This window comes from Streptomyces mabaensis, assembly GCF_053763515.1.
Map to the genome: position 1 here is coordinate 41,170 of NZ_JBSOPZ010000006.1, position 20,792 is coordinate 61,961.

Sequence of the window (20,792 nt, forward strand, 5' to 3'; positions counted from 1 at the left end):
CCGCAGGCGCACCCCGCCCGGCGCGGCACAGCCGTACCCCGCCGGGCGCGGGCGTAGCAGTACGGCCGAAGGCGCACCCGCCGAACGCGGGCGCAGCCGTACGGCCGAAGGCGCACCCGCCGAACGCGGGCGCAGTGCGCCCGAAGGCACCCGCCCGGCGCTGGCGCAGCCGCATAGCCGACGGCACTCTCCGCCGGACCGGGGCGTAGCCGCAAGGCCGAAGGCGCACCCGCCAGACGCGCGCGCAGCCGTACAGCCGAAGGCGTCCCCCACCGCGGCCGCGGGCAGCCGTACGGCCTGCTGAAGGCCCCCCGCCGGACGCGGGCATAGCCATGCGGCCGAAGGCGCGCTCCGCCGGGCGACCGTCCCGGCCGGGCGCCGTCCGCGTGCCGCTGGGCCCTTGGGGAGGGCCCGCGGCGAGCCCGGGGCACGCCCGCGCGTCGTTCGCTCCGGCGCGCTCACGCGCGGGGTGGTCCGGTCGCCGCTTACTGGCGTGGGCGAGCAGCAGGGCGTCGTCCCGTGGTTACGGGGGCGCTGCGCGCTTCGCGCGGTACTTGCGCATCTTGGCCCGGCTTCCGCAGACCGACATCGTGCACCAGCGGCTGCGGCCCGCCGGGCTGCGGTCGTAGTAGGCCCAGCGGCAGTCCTCCGCCTCGCACGCCTTCAGCCGTGCCCAGGTGCCGTCCGCGACGGCCGTCGCGATGGCCGCCGCGACACGGGCGGTCAGGTCTGACGGATCGGCCGCCGGGGCCAGGGCCGCCGCGCCCTCCTCGTCCACCGTGACGACGAGCGGAGCCTGCGACAGCAGCCGGGTCAGGGTCCCGGCCGCCGCCGGCGGCATGTCCTGGCCGGCGTGCGCGAGGCAGGCCGCCCGTAGCGCCTCCCGCAGCTCCGCGGCCCGCGCGAGATCCTCCCCGGAGAGCGCGAACGTCTCGGCGAGGCGGTCCTCGCCCGTGTCGACGCTCAGCGTGTTCACCAGCGCTTCCACGAGCGCGAGGCCTCCCGGCGCGGGCGCTCTCTCATTCATGGTTGCGACGTTACCTGCAATGCGGCAGCATGAGGTAACGGTTACCGGTTACACCGGAGTACCGGTAACTCTCCGAGGAGGTAAACCATGGCCGTCGCCAAGCTGGGCACCGTCGTCCTGGACTGTCCCGACCCGCACTCCCTCGCCGCCTTCTACGCCGAACTGCTCGGCGGCAAGGCCGAGACCGCGGACGAGGGGTGGGTGGAGCTGAAGGGGTACGAAGGGACGCCGCTCGCCTTCCAGGAGGCACCGGGGTACGTCGCGCCGCGCTGGCCCGCGCCGGACGCCTCGCAGCAGTTCCACCTCGACCTCACCGTCGAGGACCTCGACGCGGCCGAGGCGCGGGTACTCGCGCTCGGCGCGCAGGCGCTGGACACGGCCGACCGGACGCGTACCTGGCGGGTGTACGCCGACCCGGCCGGGCACCCGTTCTGCCTCTGCGCCTGCTGACCCGCCGTACGGCCTGGGCGTCCGGCGTCCGGCGTCAGGAAAGCTGCGCGTTCGAGGGGCCGCGGCGGGACTGGATGTCCCGGGCCACGTCCTCAGCCGCGCGCAGTACCCGTACCGCGTTCTGCCAGGTCAGCTTCGCCAGGTCCGCCGAGGACCAGCCGCGGCGCAGCAGCTCGGCGATCAGGTTCGGGTAGCCGGACACGTCGTTCAGGCCGTCCGGGGTGAACGCCGTGCCGTCGAAGTCGCCGCCGATGCCGATGTGGTCGATGCCGGCCGCCTCGCGCATGTGGTCGAGGTGGTCGGCGACGGTGGACACGGTGGCGACCGGACGCGGGTGCGCGGCCTCGAAGGCGCGGTGGACCTGCATCGCCTGCGGCGTGGTGTCGAGGTGGTGGAGGCCGTGGGCCTTCATGTTCTCGTCCGCCGCCCGGGTCCAGTCGACCGCCGCCGGGAGGATGAACTTCGGGACGAACGTGGCCATCGCGACTCCGCCGTTGGCGTGCAGCCGGCCCAGCACGTCGTCCGGGACGTTGCGCGGGTGGTCGCAGATCGCGCGGGCGGACGAGTGGGAGAAGATCACCGGCGCGGTGGAGGTGGCGATGGCGTCGCGCATCGTCGTCTCGGCCACGTGCGAGAGGTCGACGAGCATGCCGCAGCGGTTCATCTCCCGTACGACCTCGTGGCCGAAGTGGGTCAGACCGCCGGCCTTCGGGACGTCCGTCGCGGAGTCCGCCCAGTCGATGTTGTCGTTGTGCGTGAGGGTCATGTACCGGACGCCGAGCGCGTACAGCGCGCGCAGCGTGGCCAGCGAGTTGTTGATGGAGTGGCCGCCCTCGGCGCCCATCAGGGAGGCGATCCGGCCGTCCCGGCGCGCCTGCTCCATGTCGTCCGCGGTCAGCGCCCGGCTCAGGTCCGCGGGGTAGCGGGCGAGCAGCTGGGCGACGCCGTCGATCTGTTCGAGGGTCGCGCTGACCGCTTCGTCGCCCGCCATGTCGGAGCGTACGTACACGGACCAGAACTGCGCGCCGACGCCGCCGGCCCGCAGCCTCGGAATGTCGGTGTGCAGGTGTGCCGACTGGTCGGCGGCGAGGTCCCGCTGCGCGAGGTCGTAGCGGACCTGCTGGCGCAGGGCCCAGGGGAGGTCGTTGTGACCGTCGGCCACGGGGTGCTCGGCCAGCAGTTCGCGGGCCCGGGCGAGGTGGTCCGTGCGGTCCGGCCGGCCCGCCTGCTCCGACTCGGCCGCCTGCTCCTGGTGCTCCGGGAGGTCCATGGCCGGACTCACTTCCCGAAGCCGAAGGACGCCGCGCTCTCGACCTTGGAGCGCAGGCGCCGGCCCTTCTCGGTCGCCTGCTCATTCAGCTCCTGCTGGAACTCGCGCATCCGGGCGAGCAGGTCCTCGTCCTGGGTCGCGAGGATGCGGGCCGCCAGCAGACCCGCGTTGCGCGCGCCGGCCACGGAGACCGTGGCCACCGGGACGCCCGCCGGCATCTGCACGATGGACAGCAGCGAGTCCATACCGTCGAGGTACTTCAGCGGTACGGGTACGCCGATCACCGGGAGCGGGGTGACGGAGGCGAGCATGCCCGGCAGGTGGGCCGCGCCGCCGGCGCCCGCGATGATCGCCTTCAGACCGCGGTCGGCGGCCTCCTCGCCGTACGCGATCATCTCGCGCGGCATGCGGTGGGCGGAGACGACGTCGACCTCGTACGGGATCTCGAACTCGCCGAGCGCCTGGGCCGCGGCTTCCATCACGGGCCAGTCGGAGTCCGAGCCCATGACGATGCCGACGAGGGGCGATGCGGGCGACGCAGGAGGGGTGCTCATTCTGTGATCGTTCCTCTGAGGTAGCCGGCTGCGTGACGGGCGCGCTCCAGCACGTCGTCCAGGTCGTCGCCGTAGGTGTTGACGTGGCCGACCTTGCGGCCGTGCTTCACGTCCTTGCCGTACATGTGGATCTTGAGCTGCGGGTCGCGGGCCATGCAGTGCAGGTACGCCGCGTACATGTCGGGGTAGTCGCCGCCGAGGACGTTCGCCATGACCGTCCACGTCGCGCGCGGACGCGGGTCGCCGAGCGGCAGGTCGAGGATGGCCCGGACATGGTTGGCGAACTGCGAGGTGACCGCGCCGTCCTGGGTCCAGTGCCCGGAGTTGTGCGGGCGCATGGCCAGCTCGTTGACGAGTATCCGGCCGTCGGTCGTCTCGAACAGCTCGACCGCGAGGTGGCCGACCACGCCCAGCTCCTGGGCGATCCTGAGGGCGAGCTGCTGGGCCCGGCCCGCCAGCTCGTCGGAGAGGCCGGGCGCGGGGGCGATCACGGTGTCGCAGACGCCGTCGACCTGGACGGACTCGACGACGGGGTACGCGACGGCCTGGCCGTGCGGCGAGCGGACGATATTCGCCGCGAGCTCGCGGCGGAAGTCGACCTTCTCCTCGGCGAGGACCGGGACACCGGCCCGGAAGGGGGCCTCGGCCTCTTCCTCGCTGCGTACGAACCAGACGCCCTTGCCGTCGTAGCCGCCCCGCACGGTCTTCAGGATGACGGGGAAGCCGTCGCCCTCCGCCGCGAACGCCGCCACGTCGGCGGGGTCCGCCACGATGCGGTGGCGGGGGCAGGGAGCGCCGATGTCGTCGAGCTTGGCGCGCATCACCCCCTTGTCCTGGGCGTGCACCAACGCGTCGGGCCCAGGCCGGACGGGAATGCCGTCCGCCTCCAGGGCCCGCAGATGCTCGGTGGGTACATGCTCGTGATCGAACGTGATCACGTCGCAGCCGCGCGCGAAGGCACGCAGCGTGTCCAGGTCGCGATAGTCGCCGATGACGACCTCGCTCACCACCTGGGCCGCCGAGTCCTGTGGGGTGTCACTGAGGAGCTTGAATCTGATGCCGAGGGGGATGCCCGCCTCGTGGGTCATACGGGCGAGCTGACCGCCACCGACCATGCCGACTACCGGGAACGTCACGCCACCAGGGTATCCGGCGCCGCGGACCACCCCGCTCCGCCCGGTGCCATGGCCCTCGTGGCGGCCTCCCCGCACCGTTCGCCACACCGTTCGCCATGCCCGTCCGGGCCCGCAGGCGTACCCGGCGCCCGGCGATTAGAGTGGCTGGGTTGACGCAATCGACCGACAGGGGCTGAGCGATCACCATGAGCGCTGTGTCGTACAAGCGGGCAGCACTCTCCGCGCGGCTGCGGCAGCTCGCCCGCGAGGTCGCCAAGTTCGGTGCCGTCGGCGGCCTGGGCCTGCTGGTCAACATGGGTGTGTTCAACCTGCTGCGCTACTCCGCCGAGCTCCAGGTGGTCCGGGCGAGCGTGCTGGCGACCGTGGTCGCCATCATCTTCAACTACGTGGGGTTCCGATACTTCACGTACCGCGACCGCGACAAGAGCGGCCGCACCCGGGAACTCACGCTGTTCCTGCTGTTCAGCGTGGTCGGCCTGGTCATCGAGAACGGCGTGCTCTACACCGCGACGTACGGGTTCGGCTGGGACACCCCGCTGCAGAGCAACATCTTCAAGTTCCTGGGCATCGGCGTCGCGACCCTGTTCCGCTTCTGGTCCTACCGCACGTGGGTGTTCCGGGCGCTGCCGGGGCGCGAGGCCGTACAGGCCGCCGAGGCCCTGCTGGAGACCCCGAGGCCGCGCGCCGGGGCGGGCCGCGGCCGGCACTGACACCGGCGCTGTCACCTACCGGCACCTGCGCTGCCACCCGGTTATCGGACGGTCTTCTCCGGTTCCTCCGGGTCCCGCGTCATCCGGCTGAGGAACAGCGCGAACACCGGCGGATGCGCCTGAAGCAGCTCCAGCCGGCCGCCGTCCGCCTCCGCGAGGTCGCGGGCCACGGCCAGCCCGATCCCGGTGGAGTTCCGGCCGCTGATGGTCCGCTCGAAGATCCGCGCGCCCAGGTCGGACGGTACGCCCGGCCCCTCGTCGGTGACCTCGACCACCGCCTGGTTGCCGGTGACCCGGGTCCGCAGGGCCACCGTGCCGCCGCCGTGCATCAGCGAGTTCTCGATCAGCGCGGCGAGTACCTGCGCCACCGCCCCCGGCGTACCGACCGCCCGCATGCCCTGCTTCCCCGAGCGGACGATGGCGCGGCCCGCGCTGCGGTAGGCCGGGCGCCACTCCTCCACCTGCTGCTTGACCACCTCGTCGAGGTCGAAGGCGACGGCCGAGCCGGTCCGCGGATCGCGCGAGTTGGTCAGCAGCCGCTGCACCACGTCCGTCAGCCGCTCGACCTGGGCGAGCGCGATGGACGCCTCCTCCCGCGCGGTGTCCAGGTCCTCGGTGACCGTGATCTCCTCCAGCCGCATGGAGAGCGCGGTCAGCGGCGTACGGAGCTGGTGCGAGGCGTCGGCGGCGAGCCGGCGTTCGGCGGTGAGCATCCGCCCGATCCGCTCGGCGCTGGCGTCGAGGACGTCGGCGACGCGGTCCAGCTCGGGCACGCCGTACCGCCGGTGGCGCGGCCGGGGGTCTCCGGAGCCGAGCCGTTCCGCGGTCTCGGCGAGGTCGGTGAGCGGGGAGGCCAGCCGGTTGGCCTGGCGTACGGCGAGGAGGACCGCGGCGATCACGGCCAGCAGAGCCACCGCACCGATGATCAGCAGTGTGCGGCCGAGCTCGTCCGTGACGGTGTCACGGGACTCCTCGACGGTGACCGTCTCCCCCTGCTCGCCCATCACGGTGGCGCGGATGACGCTGCCGGTGGGGCGCGTGCCGATCTCCAGGGGCGCGCGGCCGGGGATCACGATGCGGGCGTACCGGCCGGTGCCGATCTGTTCCGCCAGGACGTCCGGCTCCAGCGGTGCGTCCGCGAGCTCACTGGACCCGACGACGCTGATCAGGCGCAGCGCTTCGGAGTCGACGCTTTCCTGGGCGCTGTTGGTGATCGTGCGGGTCTCGACGATGACGAGGGAGACGCCGAAGACGGCGATCACGACGAGCACCACGGCGAGGGTGGAGTTGATCAGGCGGCGGCGCATGAGGCTTGGGTATCAGCTCTTCTCGAAGCGGAAGCCGACGCCGCGCACGGTGGCGATGTAACGGGGGTTCGCCGCGTCGTCGCCAAGCTTCTTGCGCAGCCAGGAGATGTGCATGTCGAGGGTCTTGGTGGACGACCACCACGTGGTGTCCCAGACCTCGCGCATCAGCTGGTCGCGGGTCACGACCCGGCCGGCGTCGCGGACCAGGACCCGGAGCAGGTCGAACTCCTTCGCCGTCAGCTGGAGCTCCTCCTCCCCCATCCATGCGCGGTGCGACTCGACGTCGATCCTGACCCCGTGGGTGGCCGGCGGCTGTGCGTGCTCGGCGGCGCCGCGCCGCAGCAGGGCCCGTACGCGGGCGAGCAGTTCGGCGAGCCGGAACGGCTTGGTGACGTAGTCGTCGGCCCCGGCGTCCAGGCCGACCACCGTGTCGACCTCGTCGGCGCGGGCGGTCAGGACCAGGATCGGAAAGCTGTGTCCCTCCGCGCGCAGCCGCCGGGCGACTTCGAGCCCGTCCATCCCGGGCAGACCCAGATCCAGTACGACGAGGTCGACCCCGCCCTGGAGTCCGGCGTCGAGCGCGGTCGGCCCGTCCTGGCGGACCTCGACCTCGTACCCCTCGCGGCGCAGGGCGCGGGCCAGCGGCTCCGAGATGGATGCGTCGTCCTCGGCGAGCAGTACACGGGTCATGTGGGTGATGGTAGTCCGCGCGGGGCAGGGGTCGTGGGCGATCGGCGACCCCTGCGGGTCTGTGGAGGAAAGAAGTTGGTTACCTTCGAATGTGGGTAGTTGGCCCCACAGACACCTGTGATCCATGTCTCAAGTCCTTCCATATGCCGCACTGTCGTGACGTATGGTGGCCAGACGCCTGATGAAGTAATCAGGGACCTTTGTGCCGTATCGCGCGCCAAAGGTCTCTTTTCTGTGCGGGGCCGGCCGGCCGGCCCCGATGACACCCCCCACCGGGCGCGGACCCGCTCACGAGGCGGAGCGTCCCGAGCAAGCAAGGATCGACCATGGCGTCCAGCCTGACGAAGGACACCGCCGGGCCCCCCTCCGGCGAGAAGACCTTCTTCGGCCACCCCCGCGGTATGGCCACGCTCTTCATGACGGAGATGTGGGAGCGTTTTTCCTGGTACGGAATGCGCGGCATTCTCGTTCTCTACTTGATCGCGGGCGTTCTCGACGGACCTCTCGAGGGCCGCGAGGCCCTGGCCGCGTCGATCTACGGTGTCTACAACGCCGTCGTCTACATGGCCGCCATGCCCGGTGGCTGGGTCGCGGACCGTCTCTGGGGTGCGCGCAAGGCAGTGCTTGTCGGTGGCATCGTCATCGCGCTGGGGCACTTCACTCTCGCCATCCCGACCGACATCGCATTCTTCGGCGGTCTCGGGCTGATCGCGGTCGGTACCGGCCTGCTGAAGCCGAACATCTCCGCGATAGTCGGTGGCCTGTACGAGGGCCAGTCCAGCGCCCGCCGGGACGCCGGTTTCACGCTGTTCTACATGGCGATCAACATCGGCGGTATGGCCGCTCCGCTGGTCGTCGGCTACCTCGGTGAGAACGTCAACTGGCACCTCGGCTTCGCCGTGGCCGGTATCGGTATGTCCCTCGCCGTCATCCAGTACGTCCTGGGCGGCCGTCACCTCGGTGACGTCGGCAAGGAGCCGGCCACGCCGGCCACGCCCGAGGAGAAGCGCAGCGTCCTGCGCAAGGTGGCGCTGTGGGGCGGCCTCGCCGTCGCCGCGCTGCTCGCCGACCTGGCCCTGGGTACGTACGACATCGAGCACATCGTCAACGTGCTGGCAGTCCTCGGCATCGTCGTTCCGATCGTGTACTTCGTCGCGATCTTCAAGAACCCGGCACTCAAGAGCGAGGACCGGCCGAAGATCCAGGCGTATGTCTGGTTCTTCGCGACCGCCGTGCTCTTCTGGATGATCTACGACCAGTCCGGCTCGCTGCTGACGATCTTCGCGGACAACAAGACCGACCGCATGATCGGTGGCTGGGAGTTCCCGGCGTCCTGGTACCAGTCCGTCAACCCGATGATGGTCATCATCCTGGCCCCGCTCTTCGCCGCCCTGTGGGTCAAGCTCGCCAAGCGGAACCGCGAGCCCAGCACCCCCATGAAGTTCGCACTGGCGATGCTCCTCATCGGTGGCTCCTTCGGCATCATGGGCCTCGCCGGTGCCGCCGCCGCCAACAGCGAGACCGGCAAGGTCACCGTCTTCTGGCTGCTGAGCGTCTACCTGGTGCAGACCCTCGGCGAGATGTGCCTGTCGCCGGTCGGCCTTTCCCTGTCGACCAAGCTGGCCCCGAAGCAGTTCGTCGGCCAGATCATGGGTCTGTGGTTCCTGGCCACGGCGACGGGCAACGCCCTGAACGGCTGGACCACCAAGCTCAACGCGCCGCTGGGCGACGCTGTCTACTACACGCTGTGGGCGGTCATCGCGGTGGCCGCGGGCCTCGCCTTCATGACGGCGGGCAAGAAGATCCGCGCGCTCATGGGCGACGTGAAGTAGACGTGACGTAGGCCGAGTTCGAGTAACGACAGAGCCGGGGGGGGGGGGGGGGGGATTCGTCTTTCGCCCGGTTTTTTTTTTTTTCTCCTTTTTTTTTTTCGGTGTTCCTAGGTGGGCACGCTCTTCTTTGCCCGCTTATTCCCCCCTCCCCCCCCCCCCCTCCCCCACCCCCCCCCTCCCCCCCCCCCCCCCCCCCCCCCCCCCCCCCCCCCCCCCTCTGCGCTGTCAGCGCGTTTCGCGCAGGCGGTGCCACGGGGTGAACGTGAAGACCGCGCCGCCCAGCAGGATCACCGTGCCCGCCACCAGGCCGAGGGCGCGCAGGCCGCCGTCGGCGGTCGCGCCGGTTTCGGCGAGGCCGCCGCCACTGGACGACGTGCCGCCCGCCGAGCCACCGCCCGCGGCCGCGCCGCCTGCCGCGCCGCCCTGCTGGGCCGTGGTGTCGAGCTCCAGCGACACCGCCGCCGCGCCCCTGACCTTGCAGGGGATGTTCATCTTCGAGCTGCCCAGCGTGACGTCGATGGTCAGGGTGCCGGGGCTCAGTGTCGACTTTCCGGTCGCGCCCGGCTTGTACGTCCCGGTCAGATCGCCGATCGAGACCGGCTTGCCCGCCTCGATCGGGTCCTCGTTGGGCTTGCCGACCACGTTCACCGCGCCCTTGTCCGCGCCGCCGAGCACGATCTGCATGGATGCCTTGAGCGCGCCCGCGGGCAGCGGGGCCGGGCTGTCCATGACGGAGTCGCCGGTCTTGACCGTCAGGTCGAAGTCGCCGCCGCTCTTCTTCGCGTTGACGGTGATGGGCGACTTGATGCCCTGCGGGCCCGGCGACTGGCAGTCGTACGTGACCGTGACCTGCTTGCCGGGGAAGTCGGTCCCGCCGCCGCCACCGCCGGTGGTGGTGCCGCCGGCTGTCGTACCGCCGGCCGTCGTGCCACCCGCGGTGGTCCCGCCGGACGTGGTCCCGCCCGACGTGGTCCCGCCGGACGTCGTCCCACCCGAAGTGGTACCACCCGACGTCGTGCCGCCCGACGTGCCGCCGCCGGCCTCCGACACCTTGATCGTCGCCGCGACGGCCACCGTCTCCTTGGGCGTGCACTTGGTGTCGGTGGACATCGGCTTACTGACGTTGATGGTGTACGCGTCCGGCGTCAGCGTGATCTCGCCGGCCTTCTCCAGCTTCAGCTTGCCCTTCATGTCGGGCAGCACCATCGGGCTGTTCTTCGGGATCGGCGGGTTCTGCCGCGGCCCCTCCATGCGCAGGTCACCGGTCGCCGCCCCGCCGACCTTGATGGTGCCGGTCGGCTTCACGGTGTCCTTCTCCAGATCGATGATGTCGGGGTTCTTGGAAGCGGCCTCGACCGTCTTCCACACCACCTCGATCTCGTCGCCGACCTTGGCCTCGGCGGGCGCGGTGATCGCCACCTTCGTGGTGCCCTGGACGGGCGGCAGGCCGGAGATCGCCGGGGGGATGCACTCCGTCTTGTACGAGACTTCGGCGGCGTGGGCGGGGTGTGCTGCCAGCAGGATTCCCGCACCGCCGAGCATCAGCGCGACGCCCGCCGCGCTCATCCTCCGTTGCGTGGTCACGACTGTCCCTTCGTTGTCGGATGGTTCTCTGACGGTGCGGAGTCCGGGGTGAACCACGGCAGCGCGGCCGTGGGGGCCGTCGCGGCGGTGGGGGCTTGTGTGGGGGCCTTCGGCGGTTTCGCGGCGGTCCTGCGCAGCCGGACGGTCCGGTGGCGGCCGGCGCCGCCCGCCGTACCGCCGCTGCGCGGCCGTACCCGGTCGACGACGGCCATGCCGATCCGGAAGACCGCCGCCGGCACGACCAGGCAGAGCAGGATCCAGAAGAGGGTGACGCCCCAGGGACGCCCCACGCCCCAGGGCTGCGCCGCCAGCACCTTCCCGCCGTACTTCATCGACACGAGGTAGTCGCCGTGCGCGCCCGACGCCAGCTGTACGTTCAGCTCGACCCGCGCCTTCTGCCCGGGCGGGATCGTGCCCCGCCACTGCTGCTCCTGCCAGCTGGGGGCGAAGACGCCGTGCGAGGTGCCGACCTGGAAGACCGGGTCCTTGACCGGGGCCGGGCCGAGATTGCCGACCGTGACGACGAGCTTGCGCGAGGCGGGCGCGCCGAACCACACGAGGATCCCGTCGTCGCCCTCCAGCCGGGCGGCGGCGAGCACCGAGAGCCGGGCGGCGCTCGCCTGCGAGGGCAGCGGGGCAACGGGATGTCCCGCGACCGTGAACTCGGCGTCGACGGCTGCCTGTTCGCCGGTGACGGTGGCGACGTGCACCACGCACGGGCACGGCTCGGGCGGTTCCGCGACCGGCAGCCGCTTGCTGAAGCGGCCGGTGGCGTCGGTGGTGACGGCCCGGCCGTCGGCGTTCGCACAGCTGTTGGTGCCGCCGATCACGCCCCTGCCGGGCGCGGACCGGCCACAGATCAGCAGCATCAGCAGGGCGCTCGGCCGCCAGCCGGAGCCGGTCACGGTGATCTCGCCGCCCTTGCCGGCCTCCTCCTTGGAGAGCGTGACCACCGGCTTGCCGTCCGCGGCGGCCACCGGGGCGGGCAGGAGTACGAGCACGAGTACGGCGGCCAGGGCTACCAGCGCCACCGCGCTCCGCGCGGTCCGGAGCGCCTTCTCGGACGTGGGCCTCTTGTCTGTGCCGCCGTTGCCGCCGTTCACGATCCCACTCCCGCCCTCGCCAAGTGCCGTTCCGTACCGGTCGCTTCGTCTGTGGCGGGCTCGTCCGGCGGGCCGGTTCGCCGTCCGCGTACGGCTCGCAGCGCCGGGGCCGCCGCGCCGAGGAGCAGCGCGCCCAGGGCGGCCCCCCACACCTGCGGCCACGGCACGAAGCGCGCCGAGGCCGTCGCCTCGCCGTGCGCGCCGCCGCCCGCCGTCACCGTGAGCCGGACGTCGACCGCGTCGAGGGCGGGCGCGTCCGGCCAGCGTTCGGTGAGCTCCAGCCGCTGACCCGGCAGCAGCCGCACCCGCAGGGGGCGGGCCTCGCGGCGCAGTACGTCACCGAGGACGCCGTCCGCGCGGACCGCGAGGTCCGGCGTGAGCGCGGTGTTCCCTCGGTTCACCACCGCGTACCGGATGACGGTGGCGCCGCCCCGCCCCGTGACCGCGACATCCTCGACCGTGAGCGCGGACAGCGCCGGCCCGCCGACCCGCAGATGCACCCGCACCCGCGCTTCCCGGCCGTCCGCCGCGGCCACGACCGCGCCGGGGTGGTCGCCCGGTACCGCGCCGGGCGGGACGGTGACGGTGAAGGGGACGTCCGCGCGGGTGCGCGGCGGAACGCGTACCTCGTCCGCGGCGAAGGCGATCCACGCGCTCCACACGCCCGCACCCCGCAGCCGTACCGTGCGCGCCCGGTCCGAGGGGTTCGAGAGGGCGAGCTCGTCCTCCAGGACCGCGCCCGGAGCGCCCTCCAGATAGAAGTACGGTCTGGCGTCACCGCCCGGCCGGGCGCCCGCTCCCGCCGCGGGCCGCGCCGTCCAGCCCGGCTCGCCGCGCGCCGCGAACGCCGTCCCGGGCACGGACACGCCCAGCAGTACGGCCGCGGCGACCGCGGCACGCACCGCGACCCGCACGGCCCCTCAGCCCGCGGCCCGCTGACCGCGCCGGGTCAGCCACAGCACGCCGGCCGCCCCGGCCAGCAGGACCGTGCCGCCGAGCGTGCCGAGCGCGACCGCCGAGTCCATCGGGCCGGTCTGCGGCAACTGCTCACCGCCGCCGGAGGAGGACGCGCCGCCCGACGACGAGCCGCCGCTGCCGGTGACGGTCAGTTCGAGGGACGGCTTGGGGTTGTTGCCCGGGGTGCAGGTGGTCGTCGTCCCCAGCGCCTTGATGGTGAGGACCGAGGCGGTGAAGGTGACCTTGCCGCTCGCCCTGGGGGTGTACGTACCCGACAAGTCATTGATCTTGATCGGGGTGTTGGCGGGGATGGCCGCGGCGTTCGCCGGCCCGGTGACGGCGACGGTGCCGCTCTCCGCGCCGCCGAGCTTGATGACGGCACCGGGGTTCATCGCACCCTTGCCCAGCTCGACCGGGGAGGACGAGACGCCCTTCTGGAAGGACATGGTGAGCTTGTAGGAGCTGCCGCTCTTGACGGCCTTGATGTCGATGGGCGAGACGGCCGACTTGGGACCGATCGGCGTCTTGCAGTTGTAGTTGACGTCCACGACATCCGCGTGGGCGGCCGGGGCGGCGATCAGCACCGCCGAGCCCGCCACTGCCACCGCCGCGGTCAGCGCGAGCGCGGCTGAGCGTTTCTGGTACGACACCTCGGGATCCCCTCACGCCGGAAGTTACTGACGACACATCAGATCGGGCGCTCAAGGTACGCCCGGGACCTGATGGAGGGAAGACAAAGAACACGCCCGATCCGGGCGTGCGAAGAGAGGTTCGAACCGGCGGTAACCCCGGCCGGGGCCCGCCCTGCGTCAGGACGGCGCCCCATCCCGCGCCAGGGCCTGTCCGGCGGATCTTGGCCGGGGCCACGACGCCTGGCACGGCACCTCGCCGCGTTGCCGAAATGCCCGAATAGCTCCGCTATTAGGGCACTCCGGCGCCTTGCGATGCACCGCACCAGACGCCGCGTCCTATCCGGCCCTGATCCGCCGGACAGGCCCTAGGCCGGCGCCGCGAGCTCCGCCCACACGGTCTTGCCGATCGCGTCGGCGCGGCGGCGGACACCCCAGTCCAGGCACAGCCGCTCGACGATGAACATGCCGTGCCCGCCGGGCCGCCCGGCCCGGTGCGGCAGTCGCGGCGCCGGCTTGCCCGCGCCGCGGTCGGTGACCTCCAGGCGCAGTACCTTGCCGTCGCTGGAGACCTGCAGCTCCTCCGGCCCCTCGGCGTGCAGGCACGCGTTGGTCACCAGCTCGGAGACGACCAGCAGGACGTCCTCGGCCGCCGCCCGCCGGTCGGCGGTGGGGGCGGGCAGCCAGCCCCAGTCGTACAGGGCCTGGCGGGTGAAATCACGAGCGAGCGGGACGATGCCGCTCGCGCCGTCCAGGGCGAGCCGCCGTAGGCGGCCGTCGCCGTCGGGTACGGCGGAGGGGGCGTCCGGCTCAGGTCCCCGGTCGCCCGGCGGGTAGGACCGGGTGGTGCTCATCAGCGCTTCACCTCACCGATTCACATCTGATTCAGAAGTCTTCTGCCCGACCGAACCGTGAGAACACCCACTCATTCGACAGGCGCCGCGGTTACTCGGCCAGCGCCGCATCGAGCGACTCGTGCACGGTGAAGACGGAGTCCGCTCCGGTGATCTCGAACACACGGGCCACGACGGGCTGCATTCCGGCGAGGTGGACCGCACCCCCGGCGGCCTCCGCCTTGAGGCGGGCACCGAGCAGCACGTTGAGTCCGGTGGAGTCGCAGAACTCCAGCTGGGAGCAGTCCACGACGAGGCGGGTGGTGCCCTCCTCCAGACATGCGTCCAGCGGCTCCCGCAGCAGCTCGGCCGTGTGGTGATCGAGCTCACCCGCAGGGGTGACGATGGCACTGCGGCCCTGGCTGCGGACGTCGACTCTCAGTCGGCCCCGATTCGCACTCCCGACCGTCCCGCGGTCCATGCACGTCCCTCTTCCGGCCGTCGAATGGCTGCACTGATAGCTGCACTGATGCCGTTGCACCTTAGCCCGTCCGCCCGCCTCGCGGTAGCCGAACATCATCCCAAATATGTGTGATTCGGACAAAAAGCACTTGCAGCGGGCCACCAGAAGCGGGTAGGGGTAGTAGGGACACAACCAACACGGCCGGCTTTGGAGGCGCCGCACTCAGCCCAGTGCAGACGTAGAGGCATCGGCAGCCATATGCCGAGAACGATGGAGGAGACCATGTCACCCCGGCTCGACGACGAAACGCGTACCCAGTCCGCGCCGCAGCATGCGACGCAGCAGCACGCGCCGTCGCCAACCCCGCTCCCGGCGATTCCGCCGTACGACGAGGTGGGGCCGCTGGATGCCAGGGCCCTGTCCAAGACCCTGTTCACGCGGCTCGAGGTGCTGGAGGAAGGCACCCACGAGTACGCGTACGTACGCAACACCCTGGTCGAACTCAACCTGGCCCTGGTGAAGTTCGCCGCCTCCCGGTTCCGTTCCCGCAGCGAACCGATGGAAGACATCATCCAGGTCGGCACGATCGGCCTGATCAAGGCGATCGACCGCTTCGAGCTCAGCCGCGGCGTCGAGTTCCCGACCTTCGCCATGCCGACCATCATGGGCGAGATCAAGCGCTTCTTCCGCGACACCAGCTGGTCGGTGCGCGTCCCGCGACGCCTCCAGGAACTGCGCCTCGACCTCGCCAAGGCGGGCGACGAACTCGCCCAGCAGCTCGACCGCGCCCCCACCGTCGGGGAACTCGCCGAGCGCCTCGACATCAGCAAGGACGAGGTCGTCGAGGGCATGGCGGCGAGCAACGCGTACTCCGCGAGCTCGCTCGACGCCCAGCATGAGGACGACGACTCCGAGGGCGCGCTCGCCGACCGTATCGGCTACGAGGACCACGGGATCGAGGGCATCGAGTACGTCGAGTCCCTGAAGCCGCTGATCGCCGGGCTCAGCCCGCGCGACCGCCAGATCCTGTCGCTGCGCTTCGTGGCCAACATGACGCAGTCGGAGATCGGTGAGGAGCTCGGCATCTCGCAGATGCACGTCTCCCGGCTGCTGACGCGCACCCTCGTCCGGCTCCGCAAGGGGCTCACGCTCGAGGAGTAGCCGCAAGCGCCGCCGGCCCGGCCGAGCGCCGCCGCGCACGTGGACAAAGGGCCCGTTCCCCCCGGGGGACGGGCCCTTCGGCGTGATCCGACGCGTTGTTGACGAAGTGGTACGGACTGGGCCACATTGAACGGGGGTTCTGGGGGGAACACATGGTTCTAGGGGTCAACGGGCCGTCCACGCGCACCGCGCACACCGCGCTGGAACAGCTGATGCGCGCCCGCCTCGGCAGGGAATGCCTGTACGTGCCGTCGTGCCGCCTCGGCCTCTATGTGGCCCTGCGCCACTGGTGCCCGCCCGGCGGCCGGGTCCTCATGTCGCCGGTCAACGACGACGTCATCTTCTTCGTGGTGCTCGCCGCGGGCCTGCGCCCCGTCCAGGCACCGCTCTCGGCGCGGGACGGCTCCATCGACGCCGCCGCCGTGCCCGACGAGGTGTGGGGCGGCCTCTGCGCCGTACTCACCACGAATCTGTACGGGAATCCCGACCCGGCGCCCGAACTGCGCGCGCACTGCGACCGGTTGGGCATCCCGCTGCTGGAGGACGCCGCGCACGCCATCGGCAGCGAGGTGGCGGGCCGGCCGGTCGGCACCTTCGGCGACGCCTCCGTCTTCAGCCTCTCCAAGCATGTGGGCGCCAAGGCCGGCGGGTTCCTGGCCGTCGCGGACCCGGGCCTGCGCGAGGCTCTGGCGAAGGCGCGCGACGACCTTCTCGATCCGCCGCGGCTCTCCGCCGAACTCGCCTACGCGCTACGGCCGTACGCCGAGGCCACCGTCCGGGGGCTGCGGCTGACCACGGCGGCGCGCGCCACCATGCAGCTGCTGGGCATGCAGGAGCGCGACGGGATACGGATGGAGCTGCGGCCGGACGAGCTGGAGCGGGCGCTCACCGCCGCCCCCGCGCTCGACGCGTTCCACTCCTGGGTACGCGTCGACATGCACGACTACCGGACCGGCGCCGGCCGCCCGCGGCTGCGCCGCATCGAGCGGCTGCTGGGCCGGCTCGACGGCCGGCTGGCCGCCCACCGGGCGGGCACCGGGAAACTCCTCGCCACCGAGTGGGCCCTGCCGTCGCCCGGTCCCGTGCAGCCGCTGTTCCGGGTGCCGCTGCTGGTCGCGGACCGGGACGCGGCCGTCGCGCGGCTCGCCCGGCACCGGATCACCGTGGGCTACCTCTACGACCCGCCGCTGGACGCGTACGCGGGGGCCGCGTTCACCGACCCGTCACCCTCCCCCGCCGAGGCCGCCTGGTTCGCGCGGCACGCCCTGCCCGTCGACCCGCTCCGCGCCGACGAGGTGATCCGGATCCTCGCCGGGACGGACCGCGCGCCCGGGGGGCCCGGCGGTGGGTGACATCCGGACCCGTGAGCCGTCCGGCTCCGGCTCCGGATCCGAGCACCCCCGCCCCGACCCCGGCTCGGCCCCGCCCGAGGACACGCACGCGGACGTGGACGCCGCGGACCCCGGCGGTGCGGAGGACACCGCGCCGGGCGGCGGTGACTCCATGTTCCGCAACGCCTACGCGCTGATGTTGTCCACCGGCGTCTCCGCCGCGCTGGGCCTCGGCTTCTGGCTGGTCGCCGCGCGGTACTACAGCAAGGAGGCGGTGGGCGTCGGCTCCGCCGCCATCGCCGCTCAGCGGCTGCTGGCCTCCCTGACCGCCACCACCATGATCGGCGCGGTGGTGCGCTATGTGCCGCGGGCCGGCCGGGCGACCGGACCGCTGGTGCTGCGTACGTACCTCGTCAGCTCGGTCGTGGTGGCCCTGGCCTGCGGGGTCTTCCTGCTCACCCTGGACCTGTGGGGCCCCACCTACGCGCCGCTGGGCGGCCTCGGGGCCGGGCTTTTCTTCACCGCCTCCTGCGTCGCGTGGGCCGTCCTGACCCTCCAGGACGGGGTGCTGACCGGCCTGCGCCGGGCGGTCTGGGTGCCCGTCGGCAACGCCGGCTTCTCCCTCGGCAAGCTGGTACTGCTCGCGCTCTTCGCGACCGGCATGCCCGTCCTCGGCGTCTTCGTCTCCTGGTCGGTGGCGATCGCGCTGTCCGTCCTCCCGCTGGGCTGGCTGGTCTTCCGCAGGCTCATCCCGCAGCAGGCGGCCGCCGACCGCGACCGGGAGCCGCCCGCGCTGCGCGAGATCGGGCGGTTCCTGGCCGGCGACTCGGTCGGTGCGCTGTTCAGCCTCGCGATGATCAACCTGCTGCCGGTGATGGTGGCGGTCCGCTTCGACGCCGCGCACAACGGCTTCTTCTACATCGCGTACACCGTCGGCGGGACCATGGAGTTCATGGCCATCAACATGGCCTCCTCCCTCACCGCGCACGCCTCCCACAGCCCGGACCGGCTCGCCGACGGGGTGCGCGGCGCGCTGCGCCGGATGGCCGTCCTGCTGGTGCCCGTCGTCCTGGTGCTGGTCGTCTTCGCCCCGCAGATCCTGGCCCCGTTCGGCGCCTCGTACGCCGAGCACGGCACGACCGTACTGCGGCTGCTGGCCGCCGCCGCGCTGCCGCGGGTCGTCGTGGAGCTGTACATCGGCGTGCTGCGGGTGCAGGGGCGTACCGGCATGCTGGCCGCGCTCCAGGGGGCCATGTGCGTGCTGGTGCTGGGCAGTGCCGCGCTGCTGCTGGGCCCGGTGGGGATCTCCGGGGCCGGGCTGGCGATGCTGCTGAGCATGACCGTGATGGCGCTGGTGGCGGCGCCGGGGCTGCGCGCGGCGCTGAGCGGCCGCCCGCCCCGGTGGAGCGCGCGCGGCAGGTGGTGGCCGCGCCGCAAGGGTGACGCGGAGGAGTACGGGACGAACTGGGCGCGCCGGGCGGCGGAGCTGCGCGCGCAGGCGGCGGGGTCGTACGACGGCCGCTGGGCGCAGGACACCGCGTATCTGCGGGGCGCGCACGACAGCGTGACACCCGCGCTCGGCATCCCGGTGCTGTCCGGGTCCGCCCGCACCCGCCGCACGGCCGGCCACCGCACGTCCGTCGACCGTACGGCCGATGCCCCGGACGGCGAGGAGAGCCGGCTGACCGAGGCACTGTGGCTGCTGCTGGGGCTGGCGGCGGGCCTGTTCTGGGTGCCGCTGGTACGGGTGGCCCAGGACGGGCGGGCCTGGCTGCCGGGGGCCGGGCTGACCGACATGCTGCCGCCGGTCAGTGTCACCGCCGGCGTACTGCTGGTGGTGGTCTACAGCGCGGCCGTCTCACTGAACCGGCCCCGCCCGGTCCTGCTGGGGGCCGCGGTGCTGGTCACCACGGCCGCCCTGCACACCGCGCCGCTGTTCCTCGGGGTGCTGCCGGACCGCGTCGCGGGCCCCGGGCACGAGGCGCTCGCCGGGTTCCTGGACGCGGTGGCCGGGGTCGCCGGGGCGGGCGGGCCGCCCGGTGCCGCCGTGGTGGAGCGGGCCCTGCCGGTCGTCCTGCAGCTGCTCTGCCTCGCGCTGGCCGCCCGGACCCTGCGGACGGCGGGCGCGCACTGGCGGATCACTGCGGGGCTGGTGTGGGTGCTGGCCGTGGCCGGCTGGGCGGCGCAGCAGGCGTTCGCCGCGGCGGCGCTGCCCGTCCTCCTCGGCTTCCTCGGGATGTACGCGGCCACGGCGGCGGGCCGGACCGTACGGCGACGGGTCAGCGGGGCGGGACCCGCTGCTTGAACCACTTGTCCTGGCCCGCCTCCCGGTATCCCTCCAGGGCGGAACCGGAGTTGACCGTCAGGTCGCAGTTCTCCCCCGGAACGGCCCGGTTCCACTGCACCAGCGCCTTCACCTTCGGCATGGTCCGTACGGCCTCGGGGACGGCGGCGTACCACTCGCGCTGCCGGTCCGGGTCGGCCGGATCGGGCGCGGTGCCGTACTCGGCGAGCATGACGGGCTTGCTGTCGGAGATGTTCGCGCGCAGCCAGTCGTACGACGGCCGCTGGCTCTTGTCGAAGTCCAGCCAGTTCGGGGACTTGTGGCAGAGGAAGTAGTTGTACTGGTCCATGGCGATCCAGTCGACGTACGCGTCTCCCGGATAGAGCTGCTTCATCAGCCCGGCGTGCTCGAGATACCCGGAGACCGTCCACACCCACACCACGTTGTCCACGCCGAGCTTCTCGAACCGGTCGTGCAGGTGCCGGTAGGCGGCGACGTACTCTGCGGGCGTGCCGGCGTCCTTGACGCGGAAGTCGGCCTCCTGGTCGAAGGAGAAGAAGATCCGCTTGCCGTACGCCTTGATGCGGCGGGCCTGCGGGTCGATGATCTCCTCGTCGTACTTCCCGGAGGCGATGTTCTTCCAGCCCAGCTGGTCCTCGGTCCAGTTGGCGTGGTGGGGCTCCTTCCACACCGTCGACTCCCAGGCCAGCATCAGCAGCCGGTCTTTGCCGAGCTCCTGCTCGTCGGGCGTGAGCAGTTCGCCGTCGAGCTTCCCCCGCGACATGTCGTGGTAGTTGTAGACGAGGTCGAGTCTGCGGCCGATCTTCTTCTCGAAGTCGTACACGGCGTCCTTGAGCGAGCCGTTCGCGGCGTACGGCACATAGGCCCCCCACCACGCCCCGCAGGACGGCTCCAGCTCGGCGTCCGGCGCGCACGGTCCCTCGGACCGGTCCCCGGAGGCCGGGCCCAGTCCGGTGAGCAGTGCCGCCACGGCGGCCAGCACCAGCGTGACGTACGCGATGCCCCGCCGGGAGCCGCCCGCGTGCCGGCCGGTCATCGGCCCCGCCCGGCTTCGGGTGTGGGGCGCTCGGCAGCGCCGCGGGTGGCGGCGGGCAGCGGCAGGCCGGGCAGGGCCGCCGCGAGGGTCGTGAACGCGGCGAGGGAGATCAGGAACGCCTCGGCGGAGAATCCCTCCACCAGGAAGAGCGAGGTCGCCACCAGGGTGGCCAGCGACAGGCTGATCGGCGCGGCGAGCGCGAGGGCCTCCAGCCGGGCCCCGGGGCGCAGCCGGTCGGGCTGCGGGAGGAGCAGGGCGAGGCCCGGCCCGAAAGTGACGAAGAGCAGCACCGGGAGCCAGCGCATCGGTGTTCCGCCCGGCAGCGCGGTCGCAGCGAGCGCCGGCCATCCGGAGAGGGCCAGGGCCGCTCTGAGCTGTGACTGCTTCACGAGTGGTGCTCCCCCTGTCGAGTAC

The 20,792-nt window shown here is 72.2% G+C and carries 20 protein-coding genes; 6 read left to right on the top strand and 14 right to left on the bottom strand.

Going from position 1 to position 20,792, the window contains the following annotated elements:
* Window positions 1-523: 523 nt before the first annotated feature.
* On the bottom strand, window positions 524-1,027 hold the full coding sequence (locus tag ACWV17_RS07100) for a CGNR zinc finger domain-containing protein (protein ID WP_455358939.1): 504 nt from the start codon (window positions 1,025-1,027) through the stop codon (window positions 524-526).
* An 87-nt stretch (window positions 1,028-1,114) separates the two neighbouring features.
* Between ACWV17_RS07100 and ACWV17_RS07105 the strand changes: the two genes are divergently transcribed.
* Window positions 1,115-1,477, top strand: a complete 363-nt coding sequence (locus ACWV17_RS07105) for a VOC family protein (protein ID WP_455358940.1) — start codon at window positions 1,115-1,117, stop codon at window positions 1,475-1,477.
* A 34-nt stretch (window positions 1,478-1,511) separates the two neighbouring features.
* Here the strand turns inward: ACWV17_RS07105 and ACWV17_RS07110 are convergent, their stop codons facing one another.
* The 3 genes from ACWV17_RS07110 to ACWV17_RS07120 are packed head-to-tail and all read right to left on the bottom strand — an operon-like array spanning window position 1,512 to window position 4,512.
* On the bottom strand, window positions 1,512-2,747 hold the full coding sequence (locus tag ACWV17_RS07110; RefSeq protein ID WP_455358941.1) for a dipeptidase: 1,236 nt from the start codon (window positions 2,745-2,747) through the stop codon (window positions 1,512-1,514).
* A gap of 8 nt (window positions 2,748-2,755) precedes the next feature.
* The gene (gene purE / locus ACWV17_RS07115) at window positions 2,756-3,301 is read right to left on the bottom strand and encodes a 5-(carboxyamino)imidazole ribonucleotide mutase (protein ID WP_455358942.1); all 546 of its coding nucleotides are present in this window, start codon (window positions 3,299-3,301) and stop codon (window positions 2,756-2,758) included.
* Entirely contained in the window at window positions 3,298-4,512 is a 1,215-nt protein-coding gene (locus ACWV17_RS07120; protein WP_455358943.1) for a 5-(carboxyamino)imidazole ribonucleotide synthase, read from the bottom strand. The genes purE and ACWV17_RS07120 overlap by 4 nt, the downstream gene beginning before the upstream one ends.
* A 110-nt stretch (window positions 4,513-4,622) precedes the next feature.
* On the opposite strand from ACWV17_RS07120, the gene ACWV17_RS07125 reads away from it, so the two are divergent.
* Complete coding sequence (locus ACWV17_RS07125) at window positions 4,623-5,147, top strand: GtrA family protein (RefSeq protein WP_455358944.1); 525 nt, start codon at window positions 4,623-4,625, stop codon at window positions 5,145-5,147.
* A gap of 41 nt (window positions 5,148-5,188) precedes the next feature.
* On the opposite strand, the gene ACWV17_RS07130 is transcribed toward ACWV17_RS07125, so the two are convergent.
* Window positions 5,189-6,454, bottom strand: a complete 1,266-nt coding sequence (locus ACWV17_RS07130) for an ATP-binding protein (RefSeq protein ID WP_455358945.1) — start codon at window positions 6,452-6,454, stop codon at window positions 5,189-5,191.
* A 12-nt stretch (window positions 6,455-6,466) separates the two neighbouring features.
* Window positions 6,467-7,144, bottom strand: a complete 678-nt coding sequence (locus ACWV17_RS07135) for a response regulator transcription factor (protein ID WP_455351432.1) — start codon at window positions 7,142-7,144, stop codon at window positions 6,467-6,469.
* Between the two features lie 326 nt (window positions 7,145-7,470).
* Between ACWV17_RS07135 and ACWV17_RS07140 the strand changes: the two genes are divergently transcribed.
* On the top strand, window positions 7,471-8,976 hold the full coding sequence (locus ACWV17_RS07140) for a peptide MFS transporter (RefSeq protein WP_455358946.1): 1,506 nt from the start codon (window positions 7,471-7,473) through the stop codon (window positions 8,974-8,976).
* Between the two features lie 225 nt (window positions 8,977-9,201).
* On the opposite strand, the gene ACWV17_RS07145 is transcribed toward ACWV17_RS07140, so the two are convergent.
* From ACWV17_RS07145 to ACWV17_RS07170, 6 genes are all read right to left on the bottom strand, one after another.
* Window positions 9,202-10,542 (bottom strand): hypothetical protein, encoded by a 1,341-nt coding sequence (locus ACWV17_RS07145; protein ID WP_455359072.1) that lies wholly within the window; start codon window positions 10,540-10,542, stop codon window positions 9,202-9,204.
* A 14-nt stretch (window positions 10,543-10,556) separates the two neighbouring features.
* Window positions 10,557-11,663, bottom strand: a complete 1,107-nt coding sequence (locus tag ACWV17_RS07150) for a hypothetical protein (protein ID WP_455358947.1) — start codon at window positions 11,661-11,663, stop codon at window positions 10,557-10,559.
* A complete protein-coding gene (locus tag ACWV17_RS07155) occupies window positions 11,660-12,577 on the bottom strand; it encodes a COG1470 family protein (RefSeq protein ID WP_455358948.1) in 918 nt (305 codons plus the stop codon). The genes ACWV17_RS07150 and ACWV17_RS07155 overlap by 4 nt, the downstream gene beginning before the upstream one ends.
* Before the next feature lie 6 nt (window positions 12,578-12,583).
* The gene (locus tag ACWV17_RS07160; RefSeq protein WP_455358949.1) at window positions 12,584-13,270 is read right to left on the bottom strand and encodes an LPXTG cell wall anchor domain-containing protein; all 687 of its coding nucleotides are present in this window, start codon (window positions 13,268-13,270) and stop codon (window positions 12,584-12,586) included.
* A gap of 347 nt (window positions 13,271-13,617) precedes the next feature.
* On the bottom strand, window positions 13,618-14,103 hold the full coding sequence (locus ACWV17_RS07165; RefSeq protein ID WP_455358950.1) for an ATP-binding protein: 486 nt from the start codon (window positions 14,101-14,103) through the stop codon (window positions 13,618-13,620).
* Between the two features lie 91 nt (window positions 14,104-14,194).
* Window positions 14,195-14,563: an STAS domain-containing protein gene (locus ACWV17_RS07170; protein ID WP_455358951.1), complete on the bottom strand. Its 369-nt coding sequence runs from the start codon at window positions 14,561-14,563 to the stop codon at window positions 14,195-14,197.
* Window positions 14,564-14,827: 264 nt separating this feature from the next.
* Here ACWV17_RS07170 and ACWV17_RS07175 point away from each other — a divergent pair, with 264 nt between their 5' ends.
* From ACWV17_RS07175 to ACWV17_RS07185, 3 genes are all read left to right on the top strand, one after another.
* Window positions 14,828-15,706, top strand: coding sequence for an RNA polymerase sigma factor SigF (locus ACWV17_RS07175; protein ID WP_455358952.1), 879 nt, complete (start codon window positions 14,828-14,830; stop codon window positions 15,704-15,706).
* A gap of 152 nt (window positions 15,707-15,858) precedes the next feature.
* A complete protein-coding gene (locus tag ACWV17_RS07180) occupies window positions 15,859-17,058 on the top strand; it encodes a DegT/DnrJ/EryC1/StrS family aminotransferase (protein WP_455358953.1) in 1,200 nt (399 codons plus the stop codon).
* Window positions 17,051-19,342, top strand: a complete 2,292-nt coding sequence (locus ACWV17_RS07185) for a lipopolysaccharide biosynthesis protein (protein ID WP_455358954.1) — start codon at window positions 17,051-17,053, stop codon at window positions 19,340-19,342. The genes ACWV17_RS07180 and ACWV17_RS07185 overlap by 8 nt, the downstream gene beginning before the upstream one ends.
* Here ACWV17_RS07185 and ACWV17_RS07190 read toward each other — a convergent pair.
* The gene (locus tag ACWV17_RS07190; RefSeq protein ID WP_455358955.1) at window positions 19,317-20,378 is read right to left on the bottom strand and encodes a glycoside hydrolase family 26 protein; all 1,062 of its coding nucleotides are present in this window, start codon (window positions 20,376-20,378) and stop codon (window positions 19,317-19,319) included. The genes ACWV17_RS07185 and ACWV17_RS07190 overlap by 26 nt on opposite strands.
* Window positions 20,375-20,767, bottom strand: a complete 393-nt coding sequence (locus tag ACWV17_RS07195; protein ID WP_455358956.1) for a hypothetical protein — start codon at window positions 20,765-20,767, stop codon at window positions 20,375-20,377. The genes ACWV17_RS07190 and ACWV17_RS07195 overlap by 4 nt, the downstream gene beginning before the upstream one ends.
* Window positions 20,768-20,792: the final 25 nt, after the last annotated feature.

Coding starts and splice junctions, on each gene's coding strand:
- ACWV17_RS07100 (WP_455358939.1), bottom strand. CDS start 1,027: ATGAATGAGAGAGCGCCCGCGCCGGGAGGCCTCGCGCTCGTGGAAGCG.
- ACWV17_RS07105 (WP_455358940.1), top strand. CDS start 1,115: ATGGCCGTCGCCAAGCTGGGCACCGTCGTCCTGGACTGTCCCGACCCG.
- ACWV17_RS07110 (WP_455358941.1), bottom strand. CDS start 2,747: ATGGACCTCCCGGAGCACCAGGAGCAGGCGGCCGAGTCGGAGCAGGCG.
- purE (WP_455358942.1), bottom strand. CDS start 3,301: ATGAGCACCCCTCCTGCGTCGCCCGCATCGCCCCTCGTCGGCATCGTC.
- ACWV17_RS07125 (WP_455358944.1), top strand. CDS start 4,623: ATGAGCGCTGTGTCGTACAAGCGGGCAGCACTCTCCGCGCGGCTGCGG.
- ACWV17_RS07130 (WP_455358945.1), bottom strand. CDS start 6,454: ATGCGCCGCCGCCTGATCAACTCCACCCTCGCCGTGGTGCTCGTCGTG.
- ACWV17_RS07135 (WP_455351432.1), bottom strand. CDS start 7,144: ATGACCCGTGTACTGCTCGCCGAGGACGACGCATCCATCTCGGAGCCG.
- ACWV17_RS07140 (WP_455358946.1), top strand. CDS start 7,471: ATGGCGTCCAGCCTGACGAAGGACACCGCCGGGCCCCCCTCCGGCGAG.
- ACWV17_RS07145 (WP_455359072.1), bottom strand. CDS start 10,542: ATGAGCGCGGCGGGCGTCGCGCTGATGCTCGGCGGTGCGGGAATCCTG.
- ACWV17_RS07165 (WP_455358950.1), bottom strand. CDS start 14,103: ATGAGCACCACCCGGTCCTACCCGCCGGGCGACCGGGGACCTGAGCCG.
- ACWV17_RS07170 (WP_455358951.1), bottom strand. CDS start 14,563: ATGGACCGCGGGACGGTCGGGAGTGCGAATCGGGGCCGACTGAGAGTC.
- ACWV17_RS07175 (WP_455358952.1), top strand. CDS start 14,828: ATGTCACCCCGGCTCGACGACGAAACGCGTACCCAGTCCGCGCCGCAG.
- ACWV17_RS07180 (WP_455358953.1), top strand. CDS start 15,859: ATGGTTCTAGGGGTCAACGGGCCGTCCACGCGCACCGCGCACACCGCG.
- ACWV17_RS07190 (WP_455358955.1), bottom strand. CDS start 20,378: ATGACCGGCCGGCACGCGGGCGGCTCCCGGCGGGGCATCGCGTACGTC.